General features: G+C 28.6%; 15 protein-coding genes. 11 read left to right on the forward strand and 4 right to left on the reverse strand.

Annotated features, from left to right (window positions below; translation table 11 throughout):
- Together FAY47_RS10125 and galU are read left to right on the forward strand one after the other, a co-directional pair.
- Positions 1–345 (forward strand): DUF2304 domain-containing protein, encoded by a 345-nt coding sequence (locus FAY47_RS10125; protein ID WP_143316594.1) that lies wholly within the window; start codon positions 1–3, stop codon positions 343–345.
- A 239-nt stretch (positions 346–584) separates the two neighbouring features.
- Positions 585–1,454, forward strand: coding sequence for a UTP--glucose-1-phosphate uridylyltransferase GalU (galU, locus tag FAY47_RS10130; RefSeq protein ID WP_143316595.1), 870 nt, complete (start codon positions 585–587; stop codon positions 1,452–1,454).
- Between the two features lie 46 nt (positions 1,455–1,500).
- Here galU and FAY47_RS10135 read toward each other — a convergent pair whose 3' ends face one another.
- Positions 1,501–2,736 carry an O-antigen ligase family protein gene (locus FAY47_RS10135; protein WP_143316596.1) on the reverse strand — a complete coding sequence of 412 codons (1,236 nt, stop codon included), beginning with the start codon at positions 2,734–2,736 and terminating at the stop codon, positions 1,501–1,503.
- Positions 2,737–2,827: 91 nt separating this feature from the next.
- On the reverse strand, positions 2,828–3,841 hold the full coding sequence (gene trpS, locus FAY47_RS10140) for a tryptophan--tRNA ligase (protein ID WP_143316597.1): 1,014 nt from the start codon (positions 3,839–3,841) through the stop codon (positions 2,828–2,830).
- Between the two features lie 413 nt (positions 3,842–4,254).
- On the opposite strand from trpS, the gene FAY47_RS10145 reads away from it, so the two are divergent.
- The gene (locus FAY47_RS10145; RefSeq protein ID WP_143316598.1) at positions 4,255–4,815 is read left to right on the forward strand and encodes an ECF transporter S component; all 561 of its coding nucleotides are present in this window, start codon (positions 4,255–4,257) and stop codon (positions 4,813–4,815) included.
- 41 nt (positions 4,816–4,856) lie between these two features.
- On the opposite strand, the gene FAY47_RS10150 is transcribed toward FAY47_RS10145, so the two are convergent.
- Together FAY47_RS10150 and FAY47_RS10155 are read right to left on the reverse strand one after the other, a co-directional pair.
- On the reverse strand, positions 4,857–5,018 hold the full coding sequence (locus FAY47_RS10150) for a zinc-ribbon domain-containing protein (protein WP_143316599.1): 162 nt from the start codon (positions 5,016–5,018) through the stop codon (positions 4,857–4,859).
- 142 nt (positions 5,019–5,160) lie between these two features.
- Positions 5,161–6,237 (reverse strand): endospore germination permease, encoded by a 1,077-nt coding sequence (locus FAY47_RS10155; RefSeq protein ID WP_243129599.1) that lies wholly within the window; start codon positions 6,235–6,237, stop codon positions 5,161–5,163.
- A gap of 113 nt (positions 6,238–6,350) precedes the next feature.
- Here FAY47_RS10155 and FAY47_RS10160 point away from each other — a divergent pair, with 113 nt between their 5' ends.
- The 8 genes from FAY47_RS10160 (at position 6,351) to FAY47_RS10195 (ending at position 15,314) form a co-directional block, all read left to right on the forward strand.
- A complete protein-coding gene (locus tag FAY47_RS10160; protein ID WP_143316601.1) occupies positions 6,351–7,772 on the forward strand; it encodes a spore germination protein in 1,422 nt (473 codons plus the stop codon).
- Entirely contained in the window at positions 7,753–8,868 is a 1,116-nt protein-coding gene (locus tag FAY47_RS10165) for a Ger(x)C family spore germination protein (RefSeq protein WP_185966794.1), read from the forward strand. Before FAY47_RS10160 ends, FAY47_RS10165 begins: the two co-directional genes overlap by 20 nt.
- Before the next feature lie 122 nt (positions 8,869–8,990).
- On the forward strand, positions 8,991–10,064 hold the full coding sequence (locus FAY47_RS10170) for a sensor domain-containing diguanylate cyclase (protein ID WP_143316603.1): 1,074 nt from the start codon (positions 8,991–8,993) through the stop codon (positions 10,062–10,064).
- Between the two features lie 270 nt (positions 10,065–10,334).
- Positions 10,335–10,745, forward strand: a complete 411-nt coding sequence (locus FAY47_RS10175) for a hypothetical protein (RefSeq protein ID WP_143316604.1) — start codon at positions 10,335–10,337, stop codon at positions 10,743–10,745.
- A gap of 170 nt (positions 10,746–10,915) precedes the next feature.
- Positions 10,916–12,136: a tyrosine--tRNA ligase gene (tyrS, locus tag FAY47_RS10180; protein WP_143316605.1), complete on the forward strand. Its 1,221-nt coding sequence runs from the start codon at positions 10,916–10,918 to the stop codon at positions 12,134–12,136.
- 166 nt (positions 12,137–12,302) lie between these two features.
- On the forward strand, positions 12,303–14,276 hold the full coding sequence (locus FAY47_RS10185) for a flagellar hook-length control protein FliK (RefSeq protein WP_143316606.1): 1,974 nt from the start codon (positions 12,303–12,305) through the stop codon (positions 14,274–14,276).
- A gap of 73 nt (positions 14,277–14,349) precedes the next feature.
- Positions 14,350–14,613 (forward strand): EscU/YscU/HrcU family type III secretion system export apparatus switch protein, encoded by a 264-nt coding sequence (locus FAY47_RS10190; protein WP_143316607.1) that lies wholly within the window; start codon positions 14,350–14,352, stop codon positions 14,611–14,613.
- A gap of 8 nt (positions 14,614–14,621) precedes the next feature.
- Positions 14,622–15,314 (forward strand): metallophosphoesterase, encoded by a 693-nt coding sequence (locus FAY47_RS10195; RefSeq protein ID WP_143316608.1) that lies wholly within the window; start codon positions 14,622–14,624, stop codon positions 15,312–15,314.
- Positions 15,315–15,366 lie beyond the last annotated feature (52 nt).

Consider the following 15,366-nt stretch of genomic DNA (forward strand, 5'->3'; position numbering starts at 1 on the left):
ATGTTAGCAAGTATATTTTTTATTATAGTAGCAATACTTTTTATGATATCAATAATATCAAAGGTTAAGAAAAAGAAGTTTTTTGAAAGAGATAGCTTTTTATGGATGCTAGGGTCAATAGTTGTGTTAATACTTGCAATTTTCCCTAATCTTATAATATATCTATCAAATTTGATAGGAATAGAATATGCACCATCATTATTGTTTTTAGTGGCTATAGTATTTATACTACATTTGCTATTTAGACAAAATGAGCAAGTTAGTTTACTTAAAGAACAAGTAAAAGATTTAGGACAAAGAGTAGTAATATTAGAAAAAATTATAGATGAAAACAGAATAAAATAAATAGAAAACAGATTTTAACAATCTGTTTTTATTTATTTATTTTTAAGTATCATTAATCCAGTAGCTATAATTAATGGTGATGTTTGAACTTCAATGCGATATAATATATGCATTTGGATTACAATAAAAAATGACATTGCAAAAACCTAAAATTTTATATTGTTTTTAATTCAATTAACATACACTTTGAGTTATGTTAGAATATATTTAGTGATATGAGATGTAAAGGAGATATTATTATGAAAGTGAAAAAAGCTATTATACCTGCAGCAGGACTGGGGACAAGATTTTTGCCAGCCACTAAGGCTCAACCAAAGGAAATGTTACCTATAGTTGATAAACCAACAATACAATTTATCATAGAGGAAGCTATAGCTTCTGGAATAGAAGAGATATTAATAATTACTGGAAGAAATAAAAAGTGTATAGAAGATCATTTTGATAAATCAGTTGAACTAGAAATGGAATTAGAGAAGACAGGGAAGTCAGAGTTATTAGAGGTAGTAAGAGATATATCAGATATGGTAGATATTCATTACATAAGACAAAAAGAACCTAAAGGGTTAGGGCATGCTATACATTGTGCAAAGACTTTCGTAGGTAATGAACCTTTTGCAGTATTATTAGGTGATGATGTTGTTGATAGTGAAGTGCCATGTCTAAAGCAACTTATAGATTGTTATAGTGAATATAAAACAACAATTCTTGGAGTTCAGACAGTACCAAATGAAGACGTATCGAAGTATGGAATTGTAGATGGAATTCATATAGAGGATAGGGTGTATAAGGTTAAAGATTTGGTAGAGAAACCATCAGAAGATGATGCACCAAGTAATGTTGCTATTCTAGGAAGATATATAATAACACCACAGATATTTGAAATATTAGAGAATACAAATCCAGGCAAGGGTGGAGAAATTCAATTAACAGATGCGTTGAAGACATTAATTAGTCAAGAAGCCATGTACGCTTACAATTTTGAAGGAAGAAGATATGATGTTGGAGATAAACTTGGTTTCTTACAAGCTACTATTGAATATGCATTAAGAAAACCAGAATTAAGAGAGGGATTTATAGATTATTTAAACACTAAGCCATGGGAAAAATAAAAAGTAAGGATTTAATATATGATTTCATATATTAAATCCTTTGCTTTTATAATCTATTCTTTTTAGACTTAATTGAGATAAAATATCCTAGATAGGTCCAGAAAATAAAAGATATAAAACTTACAATATATATTAGGTTACTTTCAAATAAATTGACAAAAACCAAGCCAACTAATAAGGAAAATATAGTGAAATCAATCTTTTTCATATTTCCATAAGATCGATCTAAAATCTTAATTAAATATGAGAATGAAAATAATATTATAGATAAGAATACTATTAATGCAATTAATCCATTGGCTGTTAATATTTGTAGGAATATATTATGTAGTCCACCTGATTCTATTCCTGGTAATACTACACCTGGTCTAGCTGCATAAACAGTATCAACCAAAGCGGCATTTCCTACCCCAAATATAGGATTGTTTTTAATAACTAGCCAAGCTGAATACCACAGTTCATTTCTTGCAGATAGTAAATCATATAGTTTTTCATGAAATATAGCAAAACTCACTATACCTAATATAACAGGTAAGATAATAAGTGCTCTTCTAAAATATTTGTTTTTAATTCTCATAAATACTAAGACAAAAGGAATTGCAATAATTAGAAAATATGCACTTCTGCCTTCTGAATATATAAATGGCAACAACTGAGACACTATGTTAATTACATAAAAAGTTTTTAGTTTTAAATTACTATTTCTATTTTTTAGTAGTAAAAAATATGTTACTACTAAGCCAATACCTGAAGCTATAGCAAGGGCATTCTTATATATATACAAACCTTGAAACCCCTTACCATCACCAGAACCATAGATTACTTCATTAATTGTAAAGCTTATTCCGGAGAAGAATAAGATGTTTGAAGCGATAGAAAAAATAAAAGTGAATATCGATATAAAATGTGAGAATATATTTAATTCTTTTTGTAATTGTTTTTCGGTTTTATCTAAGTTGATAAAAAATATTCCAAGTAGAATTATACAGTTTTCAATCCATATTTTTAAGTTTTCAGTTGACTTATAAAAAAACAAGTTGGAAAATAACGTAATCATTAAAAATGAAAATAACGCTAATTCAATTAAGTTAGGTCTTCTTTTTATTATTTTTACTGAATGAATTAAGACTAATAGTAGTCCCCATACAATTGCAACCTTTGGAAATATACTTGAAATATAAGGTATTTCCTTTAAAATTGTTACAAAACATAAACTTATAAATAAATAAAATAAGCAAAAATAAATATTGTTGCTTAGAAAATTTTTGATTTTATCTAACATGGTAAATCTCTCTTTCTAATTTTATTAACATACATAATTATACTTTAGTAATAATTAAATTACAAAGGAAAAAAACCCGCTAAGCGGATTTTTATCTAGGGATCATACCTATTTTCTTTTGCATTTTTCTAAGTGTCTTATTTGCTACATAAGAAGCTTTTTGAGCTCCTTCCTTATAAATAGACTCTAAATAAGACTTGTCTTTTAAAAGTTCTTGAACCTTTTTTTGGATAGGTTCAAGTTCGGCAACTACTGCATCAGCAACATCAGATTTTAAATCGGAATATCCTTTTCCTTTATAATAAGAAACTAATTCTTCAGGAGAAGTTCTTTTTATAGCAGATAGTATATTTAAAAGATTCTTAACGCCTGGTTGATCATCAGTATAATTTACAATACCTAAACTATCAGTAACAGCTCTACTGATTTTTTTTCTAATAACCTCAGGAGGATCCATAATAAGTATAATGGAGTTTGGATTATCTGAGGATTTTGACATCTTTTTAAGAGGTTCTTGTAAATCCATAATCTTTGCACCTTCTTTTGGTATGTATCCTTCTGGAATCTTAAATGTGTCACTGTAAGTACTGTTAAATCTTGTAGCGATATCTCTTGTAAGTTCTAGATGTTGAGTTTGATCTTTTCCTACTGGCACTAAATCAGTATTATATAAAAGAATATCAGCAGCCATAAGAGAAGGATAATTAAATAAACCAACTCCTATTGAGCTTCCCATTTTTTGAGATTTATCTTTATATTGAGTCATTCTACTTAGTTCACCCATGTATGTATTGCAAGTTAGAAGCCATGAGCATTCTGCATGAGCTGGAACATGGGATTGTATAAACAAAGTATTTTTCTCAGGAGAAATACCGGCAGCAATATATATAGATAATAATTCTAATGATCTTCTTCTTAAGTCAGCTGGTTTTTGACGAACAGTTATTGCGTGTAAATCAACGATGCAAAAGTAGCAATCATAATCATCTTGAAGTTTAACCCAATTTTTTAAAGCTCCTAAATAGTTTCCGAGAGTTAAATCTCCAGATGGTTGGATTCCACTAAAAATAACCTTTTTATTTTCATTATTAAGGTTTTCAGACACTAAAAACACCTCTTCCTAAAGCTTGATTAATACCTATATTATAGGATTTACCAATTTAACTGTCAATGAAATTAACAGTATATAAAAAAAGCTGATATAAAAAATCAGCTTTAGTAATGTCTCTTTTTTTCATAGATAGTAGAAGTAATAAAAGCTATAGTTGAAAGTGTAAGTATTACAAGAATTGAATATTCACCATAGCTTAGAATAAGCAGTGACAATAATAGGAAGATTATAATACCTAACATCCATTTGGCTATATTCATTAATTTCACTCCTCTTTAGTTTTACGGTTATATAAATTAGTATTACCATATTAAAATTAATAATACATTTTAATTATATCGGTACATTTGCAAATGGCTAAATCCTTGAATATAATGTTCTATATAATAAATAAGGGGGCATTATAATTGAAAAATATAAGAATTTTAAGTACAAGAGATTTAGTACTTACAGCATTAATGATAGCTTTAGTATTTATTGCAGGAAGCATAATTAAAGTACCAACAGTTGGAGGCTTCGTACATGTAGGAGATTGTATGGTTTTTTTATCAGTAGTTGTACTTGGTAAAAAGAAGGGAGCCATTGCAAGCGCTTTTGGAATGCTTTTAGTTGATGTGATAGGTGGTTATTTTATGTGGGCACCATTTACTTTTATAATAAAAGGTACTATGGCATATATATCAGGGGCAATAATAGAGAATATATTAAAAAGAAAAGATGATCATATTGGATTTAAGATTGAATATATTTTTGCTTTTATAGTAAGTGGAGTTTTTATGGTAGTTGGATATTTTTTTGCAGGTACAATACTTGCAGGTTTTTTAACAGAGAGACTTGGTCTTATGGAAGGATTGGCTTTCGCATTTAAGGATATATTAGGAAATATAGTTCAAGTTACTACAGGAATAATTATTTCAATACCGCTTAGTGCTATTATTCTTTCAGCCAAGAAAAAAGTCCTTAATTAATATAAGTGAAAAACTCTAGCGCGGTAAACGCTAGAGTTTTTTTATCTTCTATTACTTAGTTTTTCAGCTTTCCTTGCTTTTCTGCAATCTGGACATCTTACAGGATCATTTTCAAATCCTTTTTCTTTAAAGAATTCCTGTTCCCCTACAGTAAATATGAATTCTTTGCCACAATCTTTACATGTTATTGTTTTGTCTTCCAAATTAAATTAACCTCCTTAAAATTCATGGGTAAATTGACTTTAATAATTCTAACCTTACCTGAATCTTAAGGAAAGGGTTAGGATCATAGAGAATTACCATAATATATATTTATAAAATTTATAGTCAGTAAAGATGATATATTCATTTTGCCTTACGAATACTTTTATCTTTCTTATAGTAATACATTATGAAAGTAATTACAGGAATAAATATAAATATGAATATATTTATAAATTGTAATGATTTCAATGAAGAAAATAAGAAATATTGATCTTCAGTAAGTTTAAATGATATTGTCAAAACTACTAGGCTATATAAAAATATAAATAGCTTCTTATCTTTAATTTTATCCTTATATAATAATATTATTCCATATGAAGCTAAAATATACTTAATAAACCACATACATACACTTCTAAATATATAAAATAGCTCACCAAATTCTAAAAATGAGGCAATTTGTACCCTTTGACCTTCTACATATTCAGGATAGAAAATATCTGAAGCCATTTCATGGCCAAAGAATGTAATAGCTGATAAAAATGAAAGAGTAATAATTATTCCACAGAATACAACTGAAATACTGCTATATTTTGATAAGGAAGCCTTTTTATTTAAGTATTCTAAATATGGCAATGTAATAGCTATAGAAGAAAATGATCCTAAAATAAGAAATAGTGAAATCCATTTGTCGTATGAAAATCCATTGTGCATTAAAGGAAGTAAAAAGCTAAAGTCTAAATATTTTAGAACTAAAAGTGTTAGTATAAAGTCTCCAATTATAACTAATGTAACAGTTACTATAATTAGGCTAAGAATAGAATTAAAATTTTTACTTAATATATAGCCTCCTGAAATTATAATGAACAGTAAACAATACCAAATAGGCGTCGATAGAAAGAAGTTACTATGGATAGAACTTGATACTACTGAACTTGATTCGATAGCTGCTAAAAGTAATCCTATAGCAAATAATAATTTAAGAATATTTCCTAGAAACGTATAAGATGAATTACTAATTATGATATTTAAATTATAAGTGTCTGTAGCCTTGCATATCTTGGTTAATAGTAAAAAATAAAAAAGTATAATGGCGGATGCAATTAATGAAATAAGCCATGTATCTCTTCCCCCGTGAGTTATAAAAATAGAAGAATAACTGCGTAACGCAATTGTAGATGTAGCTATTATAAAAAACATAAAATGTTTTGTTGACATTTTGTTCACAAAAACTCCTCCTTAGATTTATTAGTATTAATATTTAATTTTAGTATTCTCTAAAAAGGGAATATTAAACCTTTTTAGAGGGATAATATCTTTAGGTGATGATTATGATTGAAGATGTAAAGTATGTTAAAGATAAGTTCGAAGGTTCTTTTGACGTAAAGTATAGGGAAATTACAACGAGCCTAGGACAATGTACATTAGTGTTTATTGATGATTTGTGTAGTACTCAATTTATCAGTGAATACATTGTTACTCCATTAAAAAATAGGACTAATGAATGTAATGAAATAGAAGATATATTAACGAAGGTATTGAATATAAATATTGCTAATTATGCTAAAGGATTAGAGGATGCGATATTACATATATTATCAGGGGATATAATCTTACTATTTCATGAATATGAAGAGATAATATATTGTGAAGTAAAGGGATTTGTTAGGAGAGGAATAGCGGTTCCTGTAACTGAATCTGTACTTAAGGGACCTAGAGAGGGATTTACAGAACTTTTTGTAGATAATGTATCATTAATTAGAAGGAAAATTAAAAATGCAAATTTGAAATTTGAGCCTCTGTATGTAGGGGAAAATAGTCAAACAGTTGTGTGCATATCTTACATTAAAGGTATTGCTCCTGAATATTTGATTGAGTATGTTAAATCAAAGGTTAAAAATCTAGATTTGAAATTTATTTTAGATACGAATTATATAGAAGATACTCTAAGAGAGAAAAATAGTGCCTTTGATACAGTTGGATATACTGAAAAACCAGATGAAGTTGCTGCTAGAATATTAGAAGGAAGGGTAGCTGTAATGGTTGATGGAACACCTTTTGTAATAACCTTACCATACTTTTTTTTAGAAAACTTTCAAGCTCCAGATGATTATTATACCAATAAGTATTTTGCTAATTTTACAAGATTACTAAGATGGATTTCTTTTTTTATTGCAACTTTTTTACCAGGTTTATATGTAGCTGTATTAACTCATCATTTCGCTCTTATACCATCCTTATTTATTTTTAGATTAGCTGTTGCTAGAGCTGGAGTGCCGCTTCCTACTATAGTTGAAGTCATAGTTATGATGATAGCCTTTCAGTTAATTAAAGAGGCAGGTTTAAGATTACCGCAGCCAATTGGTGGAGCAATGAGTATTGTTGCAGCATTAATACTTGGAGATGCTGTAGTAGGAGCAGGAATAGCTTCGAGAACAACAATAATAGTTGTTGCTGCAAGTACATTAAGTTATTTCCTAACACCTAAGTTATATGGCGCTATGTCTATATGGTCCATAGTAATTACTATAGTAAGTTCTTTATTTGGATTACCAGGATTTTTTATAATATCGCTAATATTGTTAGCAATGCTTGGGGAATTAGAAACTGGGGGATTTCCTTATCTGTTCCCAATTGGTAGTGTTACAAGTCATAAATTCAAAGATATTATATTTAGGGGGAATTTAAATAAAATTTCTAATAATGTTATAGAGAAAGGTAGGAAAGATGGAAATGAAGCGAAGGGTAATTAGTATTTTATTTGTGCTAATTTTATCAATAAATTTAGGTGGATGCTTTAACTATAGAGAAATAAATAGGATTACCTTTGCTACATCTGTCATTTTTGATGTTGATGAATACAATAATGTGATTTTATATTTGGATTGTATGAGACCCTATAGAGATGCAGGAGAAAGTTCGGATAAAGGTAAAAGAATATTATTTAAGGGTCAAGGAAAGACTGCACTTGAAGCGATAAGGGATATAAATATATCATCAAGCAATAGAATAGATTTAAGTCAGATAAGAGCATATATATTTACAGAAAAGGTAGTTCGAAAGGGAATAAAGAGTTATATTAATTTAATAAATAATAATCAACAATTGAGTTTTAAACCTTATATGTTTGTTTTTTATGGGGATATCGAAAATTTACTGAAGATAAGTAATAATGATGAAGAATATTTAGGGATGTATTTAGATGAACTTATAAATAGGAATGAGCATAATGGACGTATTATTAAGTCAAATGTAAAAGACTATATGACTGATAGATTAACTGGTGATAATGTTAGTCTTATGAGTGCCTTACAGGTTAAGAATGACGAAACTCAGAGTAAGATTCAGTTAAATGGAGGAGTTGTAATAAAGGAAAATCATATTGTAGATAGGCTAGAAGAAAAGGATGCTTTAACTTATAATATCTTAATGGATAACATTAGGGAAGGTACACTTGAAGTTCATAATCCAGAAGAGATAGATAAATTAATTACTCTTGATATATTGGAAGAGGATAATAATACTGGAATAACAATAGAAGGTGATGAAATAGTATTAGAGAAGGATATAAATATTAGAGCAGCCATAGGAGAGATTCAAGGAAAACTTATTGTAAATGATGATGTTATAAATCAAATTAAGGCTAATGAAGAGTGGAAGATTAAAAATTATCAAGAAGAACTGTTTAAAAATTATAAAGAAAAAGGGATAGATATATTTGGAGTTACTAGGTTGTTACAAGAAAAACATCCTAATGTGAATTTAGATAATGTATTATCTAGAACAAAGTTAAAAACAGAAGTAAATTTGATTATTGAAGGTAGCAATTTAGTTAAGGGCAGTATGTGATTAAAAAACAGATTAATTGAAAGTTTTTCGTATTGATATAGAAAAGGAAAAGGGGTATCATATAATTGATTACAAAATATGATTGTTTTAGAATATAATTACATATAAGGTTGGGTGGGAAAATGCAAGAGGATACCTTAAATTATGAAGAACTCAAATTAGAATTTGAGAACTATCAAACTAGTACTGAACTGCAACTACAAAAGCTATCCAAAAGAAATATTAAACTAGAAGAAGACATAAATGTTCTTGCAAATATTGTTGAGATAAGCAAGTATATTAATTCCTTTTTAAGTAATGAAAATTTGATTGCAATGATAAATGACATGGTGTTGGGACTATTAGGAGTAGCGTATTCTACAATATTTATTGAAGAAAACAACATGTTAGAAATCAAGGTGACAAACATTAAAGGAAAGAAACTTAAATTAACTAGAGAAGAAAAAGCTTATATTAATTCAGGTCAGAATTATTTGTTAAATTATAAAGATGGCATTAGAAAATATGATGGTAGTGAATTTACAATATGTTCAGTTATGGGAATGCCTATAAAATTAAGAGAAAAGTTTTTTGGTTTTATATTAGTAGAACATCACAGGTATAATTTTTTTACTAAGGAACATGCAAAATTTCTTAAGGCTATATCTAATCAAATAGCGATTGCTTTAGAAAATTCTATGTTATATAGAGAATTACAGGAAACTGTAAAGAGAGACCCGTTACTCGGAATATATAATAGGAGGCATTTTTTTGAATTAGTAGAGAAAAAGGTAGATGAAAATAAAGAAATGCCTTTTGCAACAATCATGATGGACTTAGATGACTTTAAGAAGATAAATGATGAGTGTGGACACCAGTTTGGGGATAAGGTTTTAATTGAAACAACAGAAATAATTAAAGTTCATCTTGAGCCTAAGGATATTTTAGCGCGATATGGAGGAGAAGAACTTATATTGTTTATAGAAGGTTTTAATGATATAAAAGATGTTTATAATAAAGTAGAAAGTATTAGAAGTAGTGTTGAAAACAATATCATAAGGGGAGACTTTATTTCCAAAACTATTACTGTGAGCTTTGGAATAGGATATTGTCCTAGGGACGGTAGAAATGTAAATCAAGTTATAAAAAAAGCAGATACATTGTTATATAAGGGAAAAAAACTAGGAAAGAACAAAGTTCTATATAAGGATATGTAGTGATTAGATTAAAGATTATCTTAAAATAAGATAATCTTTTTTGATTGGAGAAAATAAAATTGTTTAGTATAAAATAATAGTAAATATTAAAGAATGTTAAGAATATATTATATAGAGTGAAAGAATTAAGATAACTGCGACTGGAATTAATAATTAAATATGTGGAGGTATTAATATTGAATACATAAAAATTAGGTCAATAAACATAGATATTAAGTTATAAACGATAATTAGTTATTGTTTAAAATATATTGAAAAGGAGTGGTCCTAATGATACAAGTATTCTGCAATAAAAGAGGGTCTGGAAAGACCAAGAATTTGATTAATCTAGCAAATGAGCAGTTAACTGAGGCAAAAGGGGATTCCGTATACATTGATGATGATAATAGACATATTAGTCAAATAAATAGGAGGATTAGGTTTATTAATACTAATGAGTTTAATATAACAGGCTATAATGAATTTTATGGTTTATTATGTGGGATTATATCAGAAAATTATGACGTGGAAAATATCTATATTGACGGTGTATTTAAAATTAATTCAGGCACTACAAAGGAGTCATCAGAGTGGTTTAAAAGAATTTATAAGTTAACAAAACAGTTTGAAATAAATATTTATATGAATATAAATTATGAAAATCAAGAGATACCTGATTTTATTAAAGAGTATGTAGCTTAGATTTGAAAGTAATTAAATTTAGATAGATAAGATAGAAGTAAAAGCTTCTATCTTTTTTGATTTGGAATAAGATTACTGAAGGGGATAAAAATACAAAGCATAAGTTGATAAAACTAGTCTTTGAGGTTATACTATATATTATGTATAAATTAAAAGCAGGAGGTAAAATAATGGCTAATGTATTAGATGAGTTATTAGAACGTGGATACATAAAGCAATTCACTCATGAAGCGGAGACAAGAGAATTGCTAGAAAAGGAGAAAATAACTTTTTATATAGGCTTTGATCCAACAGCAGATAGTCTACATGTTGGACATTTTATTGCTATGATGTTTATGGCTCATATGCAAAGAGCTGGACATAGACCTATTGCTTTACTAGGTGGGGGAACAGCTATGGTTGGAGACCCAAGTGGTAAAACTGATATGAGAAAGATGCTTACAAAAGAACAAATACAACATAATGTTGATTCAATAAAAAAACAAATGGAAAGATTCATAGATTTTTCAGATGATAAGGCTCTATTAGTGAATAATGCTGATTGGTTATTAGGTCTTAACTATGTTGATTTTCTAAGAGATGTAGGGACACACTTTTCAGTTAATAGAATGTTAAGCGCTGAGTGTTTTAAGCAAAGATTGGAAAGAGGATTATCATTCTTAGAATTTAATTACATGCTAATGCAAGGATATGATTTCTATGTGCTAAATCAAAAGTATGGATGTAAGATGGAACTTGGTGGAGATGATCAATGGTCCAATATGATAGCTGGTGTAGAATTAGTTAGAAGAAAGGCTCAGGGAGAAGCATTTGCTATGACATGCACACTTTTAACTAATAGCCAAGGTCAAAAAATGGGTAAAACTGTAGGGGGAGCTTTATGGTTAAACCCAGAAAAGACGTCTCCATTTGATTTTTATCAATATTGGAGAAATGTTGATGATGCAGATGTAGAAAAATGTTTAGCATTGTTAACTTTCTTACCTATGGATGAAGTTAGAAGATTAGGAGCTTTAAAGGATGCTGAGATTAATAAAGCTAAGATGATTTTAGCTTATGAAGTAACAAAGCTTGTACATGGTGAAGAAGAAGCTAAGAAGGCAGAAGAAGCTTCAAAAGCTCTATTCTCAGGGGGAGCAGACATGAGTAATGTTCCTACTGTTACAATTTCTAGAGATAAATTAGGTACGGAATTACTTGAAGTTCTTGTAGAAAATAAGATTGTGCCATCAAAAGCTGAGGGCAAAAGACTAATTCAGCAAGGAGGCCTTTCCGTAAATGGGGAAAAGGTTACAGACTTTAAGAGAGTTATAAACGATGAAGATTTTAATGATGGATTTGCGTTAATTAAAAGAGGAAAGAAGAATTATAATAAGATAGAACTAGCTTAGTTTATAGTGAAAAAGTGCTTAGATTAATTTCTAAGCTTTTTTCATATAACGCTAAAACAAACTAATTTCTTATAAAATGGGAAAAATAAATATAAATAATCACTTAATATTTAAGGAATTATATACGATAACTATAGTAATAAATTGGATTAAGGGGTAGGTATATATGCCAGCAATTTGGAATGTAGGTACGTTAAATCAGGCTAATGAAAAAAAGGTGTCAAGTAAGTTGACTTTTGAAGTAGGGGAATCATTTAAAGGTAGAATAGTTAGTGAAGGCTATGGAAATGAAGTTGTAGTAAAATTAACTGATGGATGGCAGTTTTCAGCAGAGCTAACGGGTGAGAATATTTCTAAAGATGGAAGAATGGTTCAATTTGAAGTTGAAGGTTTTGAAGATGGAAAGCTAAAACTAAAAATAGTAGAAGGGCAACAAGGAAAAGAAAAAACTTCATCCGGTGATATTGTAGATGATTTTTTAAATAAAGAAGGTATATCTAAGAGTGATTCTGATATATTGAAAGCAATGGTTAAACATAATATTCCGCTTACTAAGGAAAATATATCATTTGTTAAAAGTGTACTTACATTTAGTGGAAAGATAAGTAACAATTCAAATGAGATAGAACAATTCATAAATAAATTTATATCAGGGAGAGGAATAGATTTAGAAAGTGTAGAAGGGCAAAATATCAAATCTACTTTAAATAATTTTTTCGATAGCTTTAAAACAATGGGAGAAAAAGACATTTTACTTTTCTTAGAGAATGATATTGAATTTACGAAAGAGAACATAGATAGCTATAATAAGCTTTTTAAAGAAGATGGGAATATGAAAGAATTTTTTGAGAAGATTTCAAAAGAACTTGAAAAAATGGATCTACCTAAAGGTAATTTAGATGATATAAATTTAGAAGAGAATATAAATTCTAAGTCAATTGAGTCAGAAAATGAACAAAGTGTTTTATCAAAAAATATTGCATCGAAGATATATGACGCAAATGTTCCAACTAAAGAAAAGTTAAGTATTCTTTCATTGATTAAGTCAATAAGTGGTAATGAAATGGAACTTGTAAAGGATTCGTTTAAAGACATAATAAAAGAAACAAAAAATAACTTTAATAGTAGTGAAGTTAAAGGTATGCTTGTAAAATTAGAATCTATGACAGATGAAGATATAATGAATAGCATTAAAAAGACTATAGCAAATGAGGGGATTACAAAGGATTCAATTGATAAAGTTGTATCAAATATATTAGGTAAAGAAGTTCATCTATCAGAGAGCAGTTCTGAAAAATTAATGGATATTATTAATCTTAAATTAAGTGAAGAAAAGCCTTCAACTAAGGAAAATGGCGGAGCTAACACTAGCAATAATAATATTATTAATAATGGAAAAACTACTGAAGAAGGTAATTCTGTAAAACAAGGAGCGACTTCAACTAAAATTAATGAAGCTTTTTCTACGACCGCAAAAGTTAGCAAAGAAGATATAATACAGAACAAGGGAATTCAGAATTCCAATATAGCAGATAAAAAGGCTGTAATTAATGAAGCCATAAAGAATAATAGTATCCAGACAAATTCATCTTCAACAGAGATAGTTAAAAGTGAATTAAATCAAAAGATTGAGAATATGAAGGAGATAATAAAGGATATTATGATACATACTCAACTTAAAGGTGAGGGTATGGAGAAGGTGATGGATTTTATTAAGAGTAATATAAATGATTTTAAAATGTTAAATTCTATAAGCAATGAGTATTATTATTTGGATGTACCTGTAAATAAGTCAGGAAAAGAGTATCCTTGTAAGCTTATAATAAAGGATAATAGAAAAGATAATAAGAAAATTGATAAAACTAATGTTAAGGTAGTGGTGGCTGTTAAAACATTAAATATAGGAACGGTAGACGGATATTTAACAGTGCATGATAAAAATCTTACAGTAGATTTAAAATGTGAAGAACAATTTGTTAAACCAATAGAATTGAGTAAGGATAAGCTAGTTAAAATGTTACAGGAAATTGGTTTCTTTGTTAATATTACAGTAAGCAAAAAGATTGAGGAAGTTAATTTGACTAGTTGTAGGGATTTCTTTGATAAATCTAATCAAAATGCAATTGATATAAAGGTTTAATGAAGAATGTGTTGACCTAATATCATTTAAGATATAAGATAAGTAGAGAAATAAAAGTAGGAGGGGTGATAATGTGAAGCAAAGAAGAAAGGCTGCGGCTTTAAGTTATGAACAGAATTTTGAGGCTCCAGTAGTTACAGCAGCAGGTATGGGTTTAATAGCAGAGAAAATTATTGAAAAGGCTGAAGAAAATGATGTTCCAGTTGTATATAATAAAGAGTTAACAGATCTATTATGTAATGTAGATGTTGGAGATTCCATACCACCAGAATTATATGAAGCTGTTGCTCATGTTATTGCCTATGTTACAGATTTAGATAAAATACTAGAAAGGTGATTAGCTTAATGGCACTTTACGCTATATCAGATTTACATCTGGCATTTAATGATGATAAACCAATGGATATTTTCGGTGAGAAATGGAATGAACATCATAAAAAAATAAAAGAAAATTGGATAACAAAAGTAAAAGATGAAGATACAGTTCTGATAGCTGGAGATATTTCATGGGCTATGAGAGCTGAAGATAGTTTGACGGATTTGGAATGGATAGATAATTTGCCAGGTAAGAAGATTATTTCTAAAGGTAATCATGACTATTGGTGGGGAAGCATAAGTAAGTTAAATTCTATGTTTGAAAAAACAAAATTCTTACAAAACAACTTTTTTGTGTATAGAGATTATGCTATATGTGGAACTAGAGGTTGGATATGTCCTGGTACAGATAGATTTACTGAAAAAGATAAAAAGATATATTTGAGAGAATTAATTAGGCTAAAACTTTCTTTAGATGAAGCAAAGAAAGCTGGTTATAGTAAAATAATAGCTATGCTCCATTATCCACCAACGAATGAAAAATTTGAAGAATCAGGATTTACTAGTGTTATGGAAGAGTATGCTGTGGAAAAGGTTATATATGGGCATCTTCATGGACCTTCATTAAATAGAGTTCTAAATGGTTACTTTAATGAAGTGGAGTATATAATGACATCAGCAGATTTTATAGATTTTAATCCTAAGATGATTATAAATGATTAAATGAAAAGGCTGTTTTAGTAGAAAACAAATCTAACTAAAACAGCCTTTTTAT

This window comes from Clostridium sp. HBUAS56017 (assembly GCF_007115085.1).
In the GTDB taxonomy this organism is placed as follows: domain Bacteria; phylum Bacillota; class Clostridia; order Clostridiales; family Clostridiaceae; genus Clostridium; species Clostridium cibarium.